At 74.4% G+C, this 15,231-nt stretch carries 11 protein-coding genes; 5 read left to right on the top strand and 6 right to left on the bottom strand.

The window, feature by feature from the left end; all coding sequences use genetic code 11:
• The first annotated feature begins 47 nt into the window (after window positions 1-47).
• Window positions 48-1,619 carry an MDR family MFS transporter gene (locus tag ACVCAH_RS22135; RefSeq protein ID WP_447138091.1) on the top strand — a complete coding sequence of 524 codons (1,572 nt, stop codon included), beginning with the start codon at window positions 48-50 and terminating at the stop codon, window positions 1,617-1,619.
• Window positions 1,620-1,662: 43 nt separating this feature from the next.
• On the opposite strand, the gene ACVCAH_RS22130 is transcribed toward ACVCAH_RS22135, so the two are convergent.
• On the bottom strand, window positions 1,663-3,942 hold the full coding sequence (locus ACVCAH_RS22130; RefSeq protein ID WP_447138090.1) for an LLM class flavin-dependent oxidoreductase: 2,280 nt from the start codon (window positions 3,940-3,942) through the stop codon (window positions 1,663-1,665).
• A 114-nt stretch (window positions 3,943-4,056) separates the two neighbouring features.
• On the opposite strand from ACVCAH_RS22130, the gene ACVCAH_RS22125 reads away from it, so the two are divergent.
• Window positions 4,057-4,593: a MarR family winged helix-turn-helix transcriptional regulator gene (locus tag ACVCAH_RS22125; protein ID WP_447138089.1), complete on the top strand. Its 537-nt coding sequence runs from the start codon at window positions 4,057-4,059 to the stop codon at window positions 4,591-4,593.
• 42 nt (window positions 4,594-4,635) lie between these two features.
• Here the strand turns inward: ACVCAH_RS22125 and ACVCAH_RS22120 are convergent, their stop codons facing one another.
• Both ACVCAH_RS22120 and ACVCAH_RS22115 read right to left on the bottom strand, forming a co-directional pair.
• Entirely contained in the window at window positions 4,636-5,280 is a 645-nt protein-coding gene (locus tag ACVCAH_RS22120; RefSeq protein ID WP_447138088.1) for a LuxR C-terminal-related transcriptional regulator, read from the bottom strand.
• Window positions 5,232-6,545, bottom strand: coding sequence for a histidine kinase (locus ACVCAH_RS22115; RefSeq protein ID WP_447138087.1), 1,314 nt, complete (start codon window positions 6,543-6,545; stop codon window positions 5,232-5,234). Before ACVCAH_RS22115 ends, ACVCAH_RS22120 begins: the two co-directional genes overlap by 49 nt.
• Before the next feature lie 134 nt (window positions 6,546-6,679).
• Here ACVCAH_RS22115 and ACVCAH_RS22110 point away from each other — a divergent pair, with 134 nt between their 5' ends.
• A complete protein-coding gene (locus ACVCAH_RS22110; RefSeq protein WP_447138086.1) occupies window positions 6,680-8,797 on the top strand; it encodes an MMPL family transporter in 2,118 nt (705 codons plus the stop codon).
• 93 nt (window positions 8,798-8,890) lie between these two features.
• On the opposite strand, the gene ACVCAH_RS22105 is transcribed toward ACVCAH_RS22110, so the two are convergent.
• Window positions 8,891-9,991, bottom strand: coding sequence for a pyridoxal-phosphate dependent enzyme (locus tag ACVCAH_RS22105; protein ID WP_447138085.1), 1,101 nt, complete (start codon window positions 9,989-9,991; stop codon window positions 8,891-8,893).
• An 11-nt stretch (window positions 9,992-10,002) separates the two neighbouring features.
• Entirely contained in the window at window positions 10,003-11,892 is a 1,890-nt protein-coding gene (locus tag ACVCAH_RS22100) for a P-loop ATPase, Sll1717 family (RefSeq protein WP_447138084.1), read from the bottom strand.
• Window positions 11,893-12,094: 202 nt separating this feature from the next.
• Between ACVCAH_RS22100 and ACVCAH_RS22095 the strand changes: the two genes are divergently transcribed.
• Together ACVCAH_RS22095 and rpsD are read left to right on the top strand one after the other, a co-directional pair.
• Window positions 12,095-13,723 carry an FAD-binding oxidoreductase gene (locus ACVCAH_RS22095; protein ID WP_447138083.1) on the top strand — a complete coding sequence of 543 codons (1,629 nt, stop codon included), beginning with the start codon at window positions 12,095-12,097 and terminating at the stop codon, window positions 13,721-13,723.
• Between the two features lie 80 nt (window positions 13,724-13,803).
• Window positions 13,804-14,400 (top strand): 30S ribosomal protein S4, encoded by a 597-nt coding sequence (gene rpsD / locus ACVCAH_RS22090; protein WP_447138082.1) that lies wholly within the window; start codon window positions 13,804-13,806, stop codon window positions 14,398-14,400.
• 91 nt (window positions 14,401-14,491) lie between these two features.
• Here rpsD and ACVCAH_RS22085 read toward each other — a convergent pair whose 3' ends face one another.
• Complete coding sequence (locus ACVCAH_RS22085; RefSeq protein WP_447138081.1) at window positions 14,492-15,094, bottom strand: dihydrofolate reductase family protein; 603 nt, start codon at window positions 15,092-15,094, stop codon at window positions 14,492-14,494.
• Window positions 15,095-15,231 lie beyond the last annotated feature (137 nt).

The following is a 15,231-nucleotide window of genomic DNA, read 5'->3' as shown; positions in this document are numbered from 1 at the left end:
CCGCGCCGGGGACCCCGCCTGTCCGGTACACCCACAAGGGAGCGTCAATGACCGCTACCGCCCCGCCCGCCGAGGTCGGCGCGCGCATGTCGCGCCGGGAGGTCCTCCAGGCCCTCTCCGGGCTGATGGTCGGCATGTTCGTGTCGATCCTCGCCTCCACGGTGGTGGCGAACGCCCTGCCGCGGATCATCGCCGACCTCCACGGCAGCCAGACCGTCTACACCTGGATCGTCACCAGCGAACTGCTCGCCATGACGGCGACCGTGCCGCTGTGGGGCAAGATGGCCGACCTGTACAGCAAGAAACTGCTGATCCAGCTGTCGCTGGGACTGTTCGTGGTGGGTTCGCTGATCGCCGGCTTCGCCCAGAACGTGGAGGTGCTGCTGGTCAGCCGGGTAGTCCAGGGCATCGGCGCGGGCGGCATGACCGCGCTGGCCACCATCGTCATGGCGGCGATGATCCCGCCCCGCGAGCTGGGCCGCTACGCCGGCATCTTCGGCGCGGTCTTCGGCGTGGGCACCATCGCCGGGCCGCTGATCGGCGGCGTGCTGGTGGACACCTCGTGGCTGGGCTGGCGCTGGTGCTTCCTGATCGGCGTCCCGTTCACCCTGCTCTCCATCGTGCTGCTGCAGCGCACCCTGCACCTGCCGGTCGTCCGCCGGCAGGTGACCATCGACTGGCTCGGCGCGGTGCTCATCACCGCGGGCGTCAGCACGCTGCTGATCTGGTCGTCGCTGGCCGGGAACCAGTTCGCCTGGGCCTCCGGCTGGACCGCGCTGATGGTCGCCGGCGGCGTCGTGCTGCTGGCGCTGGCCGTCGTCGTCGAGGCGCGGGCGGCCGATCCGATCGTCCCGCTGGACATCTTCCGCAACCGCACCGTCTCGCTGGCCACCATCGCCAGCGTGCTGGTCGGCGTCGCGATGTTCGGCGGCACCGTCTTCCTGTCCCAGTACTTCCAGATCTCGCTGGGCAAGTCGCCGACCGTCGCGGGCCTGATGAGCCTGCCGATGATCTTCGGTCTGCTGGTCTCCTCGACGGTCGCCGGACAGCTGATCACGAAGTTCGGCCGGTGGAAGGCCTACCTGGTGGCCGGGGCGGCGGTGATGACCATCGGGATGCTGCTGCTGGGCACCATCGACGCCGGCACCAGCGTGCTCGTGCTGTCGGTCTACATGGCCGTGCTGGGTGTCGGCGTCGGCATGCTCATGCAGAACCTGGTGCTCGCCGCGCAGAACGACGTGCCCGCGCACGAACTCGGGGCGGCCACCTCCGTAATCACCTTCTTCCGCAGCATGGGTGGCGCCATCGGGGTCAGCGCGCTGGGCGCCCTGCTGGCCAACCGGGTCACCTCGCTGATGACCGAGAAGCTCGGCTCGGCCGCGACCGGCGGAAGCGGCTCGGCCGAGGTGCCCGACCTGTCCACGCTGCCCGAGCCGCTGCTGCGGGTGGTGCAGGACGTCTACGGCATCGCCACCGCCGACCTGTTCCTGGTCGGCGCGCCGATCGCGCTGCTCGCGCTGGTCGTGGTGCTGTTCATCAAGGAGAAGCCGCTGCACACGCTCAGCGGCGACGAACGGCGGGCGCAGGAGGAGGCGGCCGCTCAGGCGGCGGCGCACTGACCCGTACGACGACGGGGGCGGGCCGACCGGCCCGCCCCCGCGGTCACTCCCCCGCTGGCGTGATCGGGAAGTTGGTGTTGAAGACGGCGTCCGGGTCGTAGACCCGCTTGACCTGCCGCAACCGGCTCAGCGTGGGCTCCGGGAAGGCGTCGAGCAGCCGCTCGGGGCGCGGGTCGGTCTCGAAGCTCAGGTAGAGCCCGTCGGCGTGCGGATACACCCACGCGTCCCACGGTTCGTCGAGGGCGGCCCGCCGCACCCCGCCGCCGAACGCCACCGCGGAGAAGTTCTGGTGCCGGTGCGGGTACGCGGTCTCGGCGGCCGGCACGTCGTTGATCGCCCCGCCCACCGCCCGCAGTTGCAGGAAGTACGAGACGCCCTCGGTGACCAGCCGGGCGAGTCCGCCGGACACCTCCGCGGTCAGCCGGCTGAACAGCGCCGAGCGGGTGATCGGCCCCAGCCCGCCGGCGGCGTACTGCGGCTGGGTGGGGAAGACGACGCCCGAGTAGGGCGTCAGCCGGGCCTCGTGGTCCAGCACCGGGGCGATGTCGGCCAGCCGTTGCAGCGCGGCGACCGCGGCGTCGGTGTCGTCGCTGGCGTAGACGGTCATCACCCGGGCGACCGCGGATGGCACGCCACGGTTCGGGGACAGGATGATGAAGCTGGTCAGCTCGCGCGGCGAGGACTCCACCACCTGCCCCCAGCGCCGCAGCACCCCGGCGGTGTCGGAGGCGTCGAGCAGCATGACGGAGTGGACGACGTCGCCCACCCGGTCGGCCTGAAGTTCCAGCGAGGTGACCGCGCCGACGTTGGCCCCGGCGCCGCGGACCGCCCAGAACAGGTCGGGATGGTGCTCCGCGTCGGCGCGGACGATCCGGCCGTCGGCGAGGACGATCTCGGCGGCCCGGACATGGTCGATGGTCAGCCCGTGCAGGCGGCCCATGAAGCCGACGCCGCCGGTGGTGGCCAGTCCGCCGACTCCGACGCCGCCGTAGTCGCCGGAGCTGATCGCCAGGCCGTGCGGGACGAGCTTCTCGGCGACCTGGCCCCAGCGGGCGCCGGCGCCCAGCCGGACCCGTCCGGTGCGCTCGTCGAGCACCTCGACGCCGTTGAGGGCGCCCAGGTCGACCACGATGCCGCCGTCGTTGGTGGAGCGCCCGCTGATGCCGTGGCCGCCGGAGCGGACGGCCATCGGCACGTCCTGCTTGCGGGCGAAGGAGATCGCCTCGGCGACCTCCTCGGCGCTGCCCGGTCGCAGCACCAGGCCGGGCCGCCCGGCGCGCAGGTAGCCGGAGCGGACCGACTCGTACTCCCGGTCGCCCGGCTCCACGGCCCGGGCGGCCAGCGCGGCCGGGACGTCGTCGTAGGAGATGCCGGTCCGGCGGGCCGCCAGCGCGGCGCTGCCCCGACGCCGGGCGACCGGGGCGGTGCCGGCGGACGCCCGCTCCGCCGCGACGAGTTCCCGCAGCGCCGGGGCGACCTCCTGGCCGAAGGTCTGGATGGCGCGCGGGTCGTCGGCCATCAGGACGAAGGTGCCGATCCCCTGCTCCAGCGCGTACGGGGCGAGCTGCTCGACCCACTGCGCGGGCGGGCCCTGCAGGAAGCCCCGGCCCTGCGGGGTGAACGCGCCGCCGATGTTGAGCACCCGGCGGATCTCGCCGGGGTGCCGGCCGGCCCGGGCGGCCGCCTCGTCGATCACCGCGTTGCCCTCGGTGAGGCCGCTGTCGCCGACGTACTGGAGGGTGACCGCCCAGCCGTCCGCGACGCGGCCGGTCAACCGCAGCATCCGCGGCTTGAGCGCGCCCAGCCAGATCGGGATGTCGTGGGCCGGCGCGGGGCCGCGCTTGACGCCGGCGACCCGGTGATACGCGCCCTCGACCGTCAACGGGCTCCGGTCGGCCACGTCCCACATCCCCCGGATGATCTCGACCCCCTCGGCCAGCGCCTGCACCGACTGCCCGGGAGTGAGCCGCCGGCCGCCCATGGCCTCGATGGCGTCCCAGAAGGCGCCCGCGCCCAGCCCGAGGGTGAACCGCCCGGCGGAGAGCCGGTCCAGGCTGGCGGCCGAGCGGGCCAGCACCGCCGGCGGTCGCAGCGCGAGGTTGAGCACGTTGCCCGAGACCGCGATCCGCTCCGTGGCCGCCGCGACCCAGGTCAGCAGGGTCCAGGTGTCCAGGAACCCCGGCTGGTAGGGGTGGTCCTGGAAGGTCACCAGGTCCAGCCCGGCCGCCTCGCTGAGCTGGGCGAGCTGGACCGGCACCTGGGGGTTCTCGTTCTGGGGCGTGACGAACGTCCCGAACGTCAGGTCGTGCCCGTAGTCCGTCATCGGATTCCACTCTGTTGTGCGTCAGATCGTTTGTAATACAGATGATACGTCAGCCAACTCGTTTGTCCAACCGATGAGATGTCGATTCAATCACTGGCTGGTAGCATCGCCGGCATGACCGCAGCTGGCGTCCCCACCCCGGCCCACGACGAGCCCGAACCGGAGTTCGTCGGGGAGTTCGGCTGGGCGCTGATGACGCTGCTGCGGGAGTGGAGCGCCCGGGTGGAGTCGGCCGTCGGCGACCTGCCGTACGGCACGCGCGGCTACCAGGTGCTCTCCGCGGTGGTCCGGGACGAACCGCCCAGCCAGGCCTCGCTGGCCACCCGGCTGGGCATCGACCGCAGCGTGATGACCTACCTCATCGACCGCTGCGTCGAGTCCGGCCTGGTCGAGCGCCAGCAGGACCCGGCCGATCGGCGCGCGCGCCGGATCGTGCCCACCGAGCACGGGCGGCGCCGGCTCGACGAGCTGGACGCGCGGGTGCGCGAGGTCGAGACCGACCTGCTGGGCACCCTGCCGGAGGCGCAGCGCGAGCTGCTGCACCGGCTGCTGCGGCAGGCCGCCAACGGCGTCGCGCACGACCCCGACCGGTGCGCCGTCACGGCGGACGCCATGGGCGCGGTGCGCGACGGCACCGGATCCGCGGCCTGACCCCGCCGCGGCGGGCACCCGGGCCGCCGGCCCGGGGAGGCCTCAACCGTTCAGGTACGCCAGCACGGCCAGCACCCGCCGGTTGTCGTCGTCCGAGGGCGGCATGCCGAGCTTGCTGAAGATGTTGTTGATGTGCTTGCTGACCGCCTTCTCGGTGACGAACAGCCGGCCGGCGATCGCGCCGTTCGACCGGCCCTCCGCCATCAGGCCCAGCACCTCGCGCTCGCGTGCGGTCAGCTCGGCCAGCCGCTGCGCCCCGCTGTTGCGGGCCAGCAACTGGGAGACGACGTCCGGGTCCATCACCATGCCACCGGCGGCCACCCGGCGCACCGCGTCGACGAACTGGTCGACGTTGGACACCCGGTCCTTGAGCAGGTAGCCCACTCCCCCGCCACGGTCGGAGAGCAGCTCCCGGGCGTACAGCTGCTCGACGTGCTGGGACAGCACCAGGATCGGCAGGCCGGGCAGGCGCGAGCGGGCCTGCAACGCCGCCTGCAGGCCCTCGTCGGTGAAGGTCGGCGGCAGGCGGACGTCGACCACCGCCACGTCGGGACGGTGCCGGGTCAGCGCCGGCAGCACGGACGGCCCGTCCGCGACCGCCTCGACCACCTGGAAGCCGAACGCGTCGAGGATGCGGGTCAGCCCGACCCGGAGGAGGGCGAGATCCTCGGCGATGACAACTCGCACGGCAGCTCCATGGTCACGACGGTGGGTCCGCCCGGCGGACTGGTCACCGTCATCGTTCCATCGAAGGCTGCCAGACGGCGCCGCACACCCGCCAGGCCGGTCCCCGCGTCCGCCTGCGCCCCGCCCCGGCCGTCGTCGCCGACCACCATGGCCAGCCGGCCGTCCCGGTACGTCACCCGGATCCAGGCGCGCGCCGCGCCACTGTGCTTGGTCACGTTGGCCAGGGCCTCCGCCACCGCGAAGTACGCCGCCGACTCGACCGCCGCCGGCGGGCTGCCCGGCAGCGCCACGTCGACCGCCACCGGCAGCGGCACCGCCAGGGCGAGCGCCTCGACCGCGCCGCCCAGGCCACGCTCGGCGAGCACCGGCGGGTAGATGCCGCGGACCAGGTCGCGCAGCTCGACCAGGGCGCGGCCGCTGGCCTCCTGCGCCTCGGCGAGCAGCCGCTGCGCCGCGGCCGGGTCGTCGGCCATCAGCTTCTCGGCCAGGCCGATGCTCATGCTCAGCGCCACCAGCCGGGCCTGCGCCCCGTCGTGCAGGTCGCGCTCGATCCGGCGCAGCTCGGCCGCCTGGGTGTCGACCGTGTCGGCCCGGGTGACGGTCAGCTGCCGGACCCGCAGCGCCAGCTCCTGCGCCTTCGTCGGGGTCAGGAAGAAGCCGGCGAAGCGCAGGTGCAGCCAGACCAGCCAGGGCGCCACCGCCAGCCCGCCGACCAGGAAGAACCACCCCTGGGGTACGGACAGCCACGCCTGGACGACGTTCTCCATCGGCCAGAACACGCCGTAGCCGTACCAGTCGATGCTCAGGTAGAGCACCAGCGGCACCAGCAGCACGCCCTCCAGCCCGTACGCCGGCAGCACGAACGCCAGCAGGCAGGCCGCGCCGGTGATCGCGCCCGGCACCAGCCAGGCGAAGTCCCGCCAGGTGGCCGGATCGCCGACCACCCACCGGAACCGCCGCCAGGTGCCGATCTGCGCGTCGGCGGGCATCGGCCGGTACGGCGTGGCCATCGGCATCCCGCCCCACCGGGCCAGCCGGCGCTGCACCCCGAGGCAGAGCCGCACCAGCGCGGTCACCACCGGGAACAGCGCGAACCCGATGCCGAAGACCGGGATCAGCGCCAGCGACACGACCGAGAGCGCGAACAGCGCGACGTTGGTGGTCAGGCAGAGCAGGGCCAGTGCCAGGCCCTGCACGGCGGCGATCGCGCCCGGCCGGAGCCACTGCCGGACGAACAGGCGTACGGAGCTGTCCACGGCTCCCATTCTGGGCCACCGGTGCGCCCCCGATCGGTGGTGCTGGCACCACCGGCGTTCGGGTCGTGGCACCCCTGCCTTCCCCGGCCCCGGACCGAAGGATCAAGGGCGTGACCACAACCAACCCGCGGAGAGGACCCACCATGTTCCGGCACCGCCTGGCCGGCCTGCCGTCCGGCCGACGATCCAAGTACGCCCTGCTCGTCTTCTGGCTCATCCTGATCTCGGCGGCCGGGCCGTTGGCGCTGAAGCTGACCGAGGTGCAGGAGAACGACACCCTCGGCGCGCTGCCCGCCGGCGTCGAGTCCAGCCGGGCGGTGCAGCGGGCCGAGGCCGCGTTCCCCGACTCGCAGGCTCCGCTGGCGATCGCGGTCTACGTGCGGGACGGCGGTCTCACCGACGCCGACCGGGCGAAGGCCGACGCCGACCGGGCCGCCTTCGCGCCGTACGCCGACGGCGGGCAACCGCCGCCGGTGGTGCCGAGCGAGGACGGCAGGGCGCTGCTGCTCTCCTTCCCGGTCGCCGGCGACGGCGAGCGGCGCGCCGCGGCGGTCACCGACATCAAGCAACGGCTGGCCGCCGACACCCCCGCCGGCCTGCGGACCGCGTTGACCGGCCCGGCCGGGGCGGAGGACGACGTGTTCGACGCCTTCGGCGGCATGGACAGCGCACTCCTGCTGGCCACCGCGGCCACCGTCGCCCTGCTGCTGCTGGTCACCTACCGCAGCCCGGTGCTCTGGCTGATCCCGCTGCTCACCGCGGCGTTCGCCAACCAGCTCGCCAGCGCGGTCGTCTACCTGCTGGCCCGGCACGCCGGGTTGGCGGTGGACTTCCAGAGCCAGAGCATCCTCACCGTGCTGGTGTTCGGCGTCGGCGTGGACTACGCCCTGCTGCTCATCGCCCGTTACCGGGAGGAGTTGCGCCGGCACGCCGACCGGCACGCCGCGATGGCGGTGGCGCTGCGCCGCTCGCTCGGCGCGATCGGCGCCTCGGCGGCGACCGTGGCGATCGGCCTGCTCTGCCTGCTCGCCGCGCAGCTGCCGTCGACCCGGGGTCTCGGCCCGGTCGGCGCGGTCGGGATCGTCGCCGCCCTGCTCGCCATGACCACGCTGCTGCCGGCCGTGCTGGTGCTCTTCGGACGGTGGCTGTTCTGGCCGTTCGTGCCGCGCTACACGCCGGACGCCGCCGCGGCGGACGTGGCCACCGACCACCGGGTGTGGCGGGGGATCGCCGGGCTGGTCGGTCGCCGGCCCCGGATGGTCTGGATCGGTACGGCGGCGGCGCTGGTGGCGCTGAGCTTCGGCATCGGCAACCTCAGCATCGGCCTGCCGGGCGACGAGACGTTCACCAGGGAGGTCGGCTCGATCACCGGGCAGCGGATGATCGAGGCGCACTACCCGAGTGGCACGGTCGCCCCCGCCGACATCCTGGCCACCGCCGACACCGCCGGCCAGGTGGTGACGGCCGCCGCGGCCGTGCCCGGAGTGGCCGAGGTGGGCGCGCCGGAACGCTCGCCCGACGGCCGGTGGGTACGGATCGCGGCGGTGCTGGCCGACACCCCGGACAGCGACGCCGCCCTGGCGACCGTGGACCGGCTCCGCACCGCGGTGCACGCGGTGCCCGGCGCGCAGGCGCTGGTCGGCGGGGACAGCGCCTACCTGCTGGACGAGGAGCGCACGGTGAGCCGGGACAACCGCCTGGTCGTCCCGCTGATCCTGGCGGTGGTGTTCGTCATCCTGACCGTGCTGCTGCGGGCGCTGGTCGCGCCGCTGCTGCTGCTGGCGAGCGTGGTGCTGTCGTACCTCGCGGCGATGGGCGCGGCCGGGCTGATCCTCGACGCGATGGGGCACGCCAAGCTCTTCGTCGGGATCCCGTTGCAGACGTTCCTGTTCCTGGTGGCCCTCGGCGTCGACTACACGATCTTCCTCACCACCCGGGCCCGGGAGGAGGCGGCGCTGCTCGGCCACCGGCAGGGCGTGCTGCACGCGCTGAGCGTGACCGGCGGGGTGATCACCAGCGCCGGCGTGGTGCTGGCGGCCACCTTCGGGGCGCTCAGCGTGCTGCCGCTGGTGCCGTCGGTGCAGTCGGCCGTGATCGTGGGCGTCGGGGTGCTGCTCGACACGTTCCTGGTGCGCAGCCTGCTCGTCCCGGCGCTCGCGCTGGAGGTGGGCCCGCGTACCTGGTGGCCGAGCGCGCTGGCCCGCTCAGCCCCCCGGGCCGTCCGGCGCCGCCCGGCCGAGCCGGTCCCGGCCAACTCCTGACCAGGGGGTACGCGAGGGGGTGGCCACCGTCCGGTGGCCACCCCCTCGGCGTCGACTACCTGACCACGACCACGTCGGTCGGGCGCTGGACGGTCACCGGCGCGCCGTAGTCGGACAGTTCCACGGCCCGCCGGCAGAGGTTGACCGGCGACCACGGATTTCTCCATCCGGACCGGCTGAGTCCCCGACCGGCAAGCTCTCCCGGTCGCCGCCGTGCACGCCGGCGGGGGCGGTGTGCCAGTAGGGCACCGGACCGGCCGAGCCGGCCGCGACCAGGTCCCGCAGCGCGGCGGCCGCCTTGGCGGTGTACACCGGTTCGGCGACCAGCCCGGCCCGCTCGGCCAGCCAGGCCGCCGCGGCGCCGCCCTGCGCCGTCGGCACCCCGTAGCCCGGCCCCAGCCAGTCCCGCCGCACCGTGACCGGGGCCAGCGGCACCCGGGCCGGCAGCGGCGCGCCGCGCCGGCGCAGCAGCCGCCCGGACGCGGCGGCGAGCCGGCGGACCTGCCGCTCCCCCGCCGGTGTCCGGTCGTTCACGCAGACGCCGACCACCTCGGTGTCCAGGCCGGCCAGGGCGAGGCCGAGCGCCAGACCGGCCGCCGTGCCGCCGGAGCCCACCGCCAGCACGATCCGGCGCGGTGCCGGCAGCGCGCCGGCGTCGACCTGGTCGGCGAGTTCGAGGGCGGCCTCGACGTAGCCGAGACAGCCGTGCGGGCTGGACCCGCCGATCGGCAGCAGCCCCGGCCGCCGGCCGGTCACCAGGGCTCCGGCCAGCAGCCCCGCGGCGGCCAGGTAGCCGGCGGGCACGCCGGTCACCCGGCGCACCCGCGCACCCGCCGCCCGCACCGCCGCCTCCTGGGCCGCCACGTGGTCGTCGTACGGCTGCGGCACCGCCACCACGGCGACCCGCAGGCCGACGGTGGCCCCGTAGCGGGCCAGCGCGACCGCGTGATGGCTGCCCGTGCCGCCCGCCGTCACCACCGTGCGCCGCCCCCGCCGGGTCAGCTCCGGCAGGCTCCACTCCAGCTTGCGGACCTTGTTGCCGCCGTACCCTGCGCCGTACCCGCTGTCGTCCTTGACCCAGACGCCGGGCTCGCCGGCCAGCCGCCGCACCGGGGTGGGGCCCTCGCCCAGGCGCAGGTACGGCAGCCGGTGCGCGACGGCCGGGAAGCGGGTGTGCACGCGGGGCGCGGTCACTCCCGGGCCCCTCAGCTCTCGCCGGCCCGGGACACCGCCCGGCGCATCCGGGTCGCCTCGTCCCGCAGCGTGTGCAGCAGGGCCGTGCCGGTCGCACTGTCGGCGAGGCCGTTGGCGGCCAGGGTGCGGGCGATCTGTTCGAAGTGGTCCGCCACGCCGACGGCGGCTTCGATCGCATGCCGGACGTTGCTCGGCACGGCCGCGTGCTCGACGGCCGCCAACCGCGCGGAGACCTCGCGCCGGACGCTCTCCGGCAGCTCCGCCCCGCCGAGCGCCTCCCGGACCCGCTCGCAGGCCTGCCGGATCCCGCCGACGACCGCGAAGTCGCGACTCGGCCGGGCCGAGACCACGTTGCCGATGACCCCGAAGTTGTAGCCTTCGTATCCGCTCACCACCCGGCTGACCACCGGCCCCTCGAACCGCTCGAAGTTGACCGGCGCCTCCGCGTTGAGACCGGACCGGAAGCACGGGTGGACGTGGAACTCGGTCTCCTGCGGCTGGATGACGTCCCGGCCGGAGCCGCCGTAGACGACGTCGGCGCCCCGCCGTACGCCGAGGAAGCCGAGGCCGAACAGGACGTCGATCACCACGTCCGGCTCCAGCAGGTGCGCGTACTCGGGGAACTGCTCCACCAGGCTGTCGCGCACCTCGGCGAACCGGGCGTGCAGCGCCTTGCGGGTGACCAGGTAGCCGGAGTTCTGGAACAGCGCGTAGAGCCGGGTCAGGAAGGGATAGCTGACCAGATACTCGTTGCCGAGATCCTGGAGCTTCCAGCGGGAGAAGTCCCGGGTCGCCGCCCGCACGTCGGACGGCTCGATGCTGCGGTGGCCGTGCCGCAGTGCCGTGTCCTGGCACAGGGTCACGAACTGGATGAGGTCGCGGGGCCGCAGCAGCGTCCGGGCGGTCAGGTAGTGCAGGATCGGCTCACCGCCGATCGACTCCGGCAGCACCCGCCCCCAGAGCTCGTCGGCCGGCACCGGCCGGCCCAGCGACGCCGAGGCCCGGCGCAGCAGCACCTCGCCGAGCAGTTCCGGCGTCCAGTCGATGCGCTCCTCCTCGCCGCGGAACTTGTCGCTCTCGGCGAACTGCAAGGAGTCGTAGATGTCGCTGCGCAGGAACAGCACGCACCGGACCGCGCCGCCGAGGACGCTCAACACGTGCTTGCTGGCCAGCAGCAGCCCGACCACCAGCTCGTCGGAGGCCGGGTCGTTGGACCAGATCTGCTCCACCTGGTCGACGGCGAGCAGGAACGTCGGGTGGTCGGCCGGGCAGTCCAGCTCCGCGACGGCCCGCCCGATCACCTCCTCCAGGACGTCGAGCTGCCGCGCCGCGCGGGCGCCCTCGGACGCCTCCCGCACCTCCAGGGTGCCGCTGACGCCGAGCGCACCCAACCCGATCGACGACGCCCGCAGCCGGCGCGTGCCGGTGAGCACCCGGTCGTACAGCTTCTGCTCGCCGCTCTCGTGCTGGGCCTTGAGGAAACGGCGCAACCGGCGGACGTTGGCCGGCGCGCGACGCAGCCGGCGCCGGTGCCGCTGCCGGGCGTGCCCGACGAGGTAGCGGCTGATCTGCACGGCGAAGACGTACCGCCACACCAGGGACTTGGCCGTCTCCGGATTCAGCCCGGGCAACTCGAACCGGCGCAGCTCCTCGCCGGTCGCGTCGTCCGGGGTGATCAGGCTGGTCACCACCCCGCCGTCCGGTCCGCCGTCGAGCAGCCGGCAGATGGCGCTCTTGCCGGCGCCCTTCCGCCCGATGATCAGGCTCTTGCGCCCGCGCACCGCCGCCTCGTACGCGGCGGTCGGCACGAAGCCCTGGCGGAGCAGGCCGCTGGCGATGTCCGACTCGGCGTCGTCCCGGCCGAAGGTCAGCCGCGCCAGGTCGATCGGTGAGGTGTCCACTCTGGTCGCTCCTCGCTCCGGTCACGATCCGTGCGGTACCGCACACCGTAGGCAGGGAGGGGCGGGAAAGCCAGCCCGACGACGCAGCCACGGTCACCTCCACGCGCCACGACGGCCGCCACCGCAGGGATACCGGGCACCGCCGCCGGTCGAGTACGTTACGGCGAGTCGAGCTGGGGCTGGGTGACGGCGGGGAGGCCGGATGGCCGGGAAGCACCGTTCGTGGTGGGGCTGGGGGCACGTCGAGAACGCGGTGACCGGCGCGGAGGCCGCGGCGCTCACCGACCGGGTGCGCACCCTGCTGCCCGACGCCGACCTGACCGCGCACACCCCGCCGCCGGTGGCCGAGCTGGGCCTGCGACCGCCGCGGGTCGCCCCGCCCGCGGCGCTGGCCCACCTCTGCTCGACCGACGCGACCGACCGGGCCGCGCACGCGCACGGCAAGGCGTTCCGGGACGTCGTCCGGAACCTGCACGGCGACGTCCGGCACCCGCCGGACCTGGTCGTCCGTCCGGCGTCCGAACCGGACGTCGTCGACGTGCTGGACTGGTGCGCGCGGGCCGGGGTCGCGGTGATCCCCTACGGCGGCGGCTCGTCCGTGGTCGGCGGCGTCGAACCGCGGGTGGGCGACGGCTACCCGGCCACGGTCAGTCTCGACCTCGGCCACCTCGACCGGGTGCTGGAGGTCGACCGGACCAGCCGGGCGGCGCGCATCCAGGCCGGGGTGTTCGGCCCGGCGCTGGAGGACCAGCTCCGCCGGCACGACCTCACGCTGCGGCACTTCCCGCAGTCGTTCGAGTTCTCCACGCTCGGCGGCTGGCTGGCCACCCGGGCCGGCGGGCACTACGCGACCGTCCTCACCCACATCGACGACCTGGTGGAGTCGCTGCGGGTGGTCACCCCCGCCGGCACCAGCGAGTCGCGCCGGCTGCCCGGCTCGGGCGCGGGACCGTCACCCGACCGGCTCTTCCTCGGTTCGGAGGGCGCGCTCGGCGTCATCACCGAGGCGTGGCTGCGCCTGCAGGACCGGCCGCGCTGGCGGGCGGACGCGGCGGTGCACTTCGACGACCACGACGCGGCGGTGGCGGCCACCCGGGCGATCGCCCAGTCCGGGCTGCAGCCGAGCAACTGCCGGCTGCTCGACCCGGCGGAGGCGCTGCTCAACGCCGGCGCCGCCAGCACCGGCGGGGTGCTCGTGCTCGGCTTCGAGTCCGCCGACCACCCGGTCGGGTCCCGGCTGGACCGGGCCGTCGAGCTGTGCCGCGACCACGGCGGCACGCTTCCGGACCCGCCCCGGCACGGCGAGGCGTCCGGCCCCCGGCGGCCCGGGGCCGTGGACACCTGGCGCTCCTCGTTCCTGCGGATGCCGTACCAGCGCGACGCGCTCGCCGCCCGGTCGATGATCGTGGAGACCTTCGAGACGGCGTGCACCTGGGACCGGTATCCCGCGCTGCGCGCCGCGGTGCTCGACGCGGCCGGCGCGGCGCTGCGCGAGGTCGGCGCGACCGGCGTCGTCACCTGCCGGTTCACCCACGTCTACCCGGACGGGCCGGCCCCCTACTTCGGGGTCTACGCCACCGGCCGGTGGGGCGCCACGCTCGCCCAGTGGGACCAGATCAAGGACGCCGTCTCGGAAGCCCTGCTCGCCGCCGGCGGCACCATCACCCACCACCACGCCGTCGGCCGCGACCACCGGCCCTGGTACGACCGGCAACGCCCGGAGCCGGTCGCGCTCGCGCTGCGCGCCGCGAAGGCCGCGCTCGACCCGTCCTGGGTGCTCAACCCCGGCGTCCTCGTCGATCCCGGTCCGGTCGGCGCCGGGCGCGCCTGACCGGATCACCCCTATCGGGTGGGGACGGCTCACCCGGCTCGGCGGCAGGGTGATGGGCCAGAGAGCCGAGGGAGGGCACCATGACGCTGCGGACCAGGGTCAACATCGCGCCGACTGACGACGTACCGCTCAAGCCGGCCTGGGGATACCGCCTGCGCCGGCAGCAGCACCCGATCGGGGTCCGCGGCGGGCCGCGGCGCGCCCCGCGCGGCTACCGGCTGCCCGACGCCGAGCGGCACCGGCTCCGAGCCGCGTACGACCTGCGCGAGCGGCAACTGGTCCGGGCGCTGGTGACGGCCGCCGGGCAGCCCGGCGACGCTTCGGAGAACCTGGCCGGGCAGTTGGAGCAGCGGCTGGACGCGCTGGTGCACCGGGCCGGCTTCGCCCGTACCGTCAACGAGGCCCGCCACCTGATCTCGAACAACACGTTCACGCTGGACGGGGGCAAGGTCAACCAGCCCTCGTACCTGGTCCGTCCCGGGCAGGTCATCCAGGTGCGCCCGGAGAAGCAGTGTCCCGCCCCGGCCGCCGTGGCCGCGGGCGGCTACCCCGATGCCGAGGCCGCGCCGTACCTCGAGGTCCGGCCGGAGGAGTTCACCGCGACGCTGACCCGGGAGCCGCGCCGGCAGGAGGTGCCCCACCTGCGGGACGTTCCGCTCAGCGTCCGGCCTGGCTAGCGGTGGTCGCCGGCCGGAGCCTGGCGAGCCGGTCCGGTCCGCGCCGGTCGACGACGGGCGGCCGGCCCGGGGCCGGACCGGCCACCCCCGGTCAGCCTGCCTTGCGTACCCGGTAGGCCAGGTGGGTGACGCCGTCGCCCTCGACGACCCGGGTGGGCCCGTCAAGCTGGCGAGGTGCGATCTTCAACCCGGCGAAGAGCGGGATGCCGTCGCCGAGCAGGACCGGCACGAGGTCGACGTGGACCTCGTCGAGCAGGCCGGCCTCAAGCACCTGCGCCGCGATGGTGCCGCCGTTGATCCCGACCTCCTTGTCACCGGCGATGGCCTTCGCCCGGGCGATCGCGCTCTCGATGCCGTCGGTGACGAACACGAACGAGTCGTTCTCCGGCTCCCATCCGTCGGGCACCGAGTGCGTGACGACGACCACGGGCACGTCCATCGGGTGCCGGCCACCCCAGCCGCTGGTCATGTCGAACAGCCGCCGGCCGACGACCAGGGCGCCCGTGCGTTCGGTCAGCTCGCGCAGGTGCTGGGCGCTCGCCGCCGAGGTGCGCAACGTCATCTCGGGGTTCGCCGTGGGCGTCTCTACGTCGCCGTTGCCGTACCACTGGAAGAGGTACTCGAACCCGCCGTGCGACGGGTCGGCGATGTAGCCGTCGAGCGACATGGTGGCCCCGGTCGTGACCTTCGTCATCGATCCACTCCTTCGTCTCGTCGGCCCGCCGGCAGCCGGGCGGGCCTCTACCCGACGGTCGACACCGACGATGCCGTCCTCGACATCGCCCGGAGGATTTTCTCCGGCCGCCGCCGCGCGGCTGGGGCAGGCCTGGC

The organism is Micromonospora sp. LZ34 (assembly GCF_052981855.1).
Note: the sequence above shows the minus strand (reverse complement) of the source record. Positions and strands in the feature narration are given on the sequence as shown.

What these genes read in the sequence shown, in the direction of transcription:
- rpsD (WP_447138082.1), top strand. Translation starts at nt 13,804, where the DNA reads ATGACGCTGCGGACCAGGGTCAACATCGCGCCGACTGACGACGTACCG.
- ACVCAH_RS22135 (WP_447138091.1), top strand. Translation starts at nt 48, where the DNA reads ATGACCGCTACCGCCCCGCCCGCCGAGGTCGGCGCGCGCATGTCGCGC.
- ACVCAH_RS22115 (WP_447138087.1), bottom strand. Translation starts at nt 6,545, where the DNA reads ATGGGAGCCGTGGACAGCTCCGTACGCCTGTTCGTCCGGCAGTGGCTC.
- ACVCAH_RS22110 (WP_447138086.1), top strand. Translation starts at nt 6,680, where the DNA reads ATGTTCCGGCACCGCCTGGCCGGCCTGCCGTCCGGCCGACGATCCAAG.
- ACVCAH_RS22130 (WP_447138090.1), bottom strand. Translation starts at nt 3,942, where the DNA reads ATGACGGACTACGGGCACGACCTGACGTTCGGGACGTTCGTCACGCCC.
- ACVCAH_RS22085 (WP_447138081.1), bottom strand. Translation starts at nt 15,094, where the DNA reads ATGACGAAGGTCACGACCGGGGCCACCATGTCGCTCGACGGCTACATC.
- ACVCAH_RS22095 (WP_447138083.1), top strand. Translation starts at nt 12,095, where the DNA reads ATGGCCGGGAAGCACCGTTCGTGGTGGGGCTGGGGGCACGTCGAGAAC.
- ACVCAH_RS22125 (WP_447138089.1), top strand. Translation starts at nt 4,057, where the DNA reads ATGACCGCAGCTGGCGTCCCCACCCCGGCCCACGACGAGCCCGAACCG.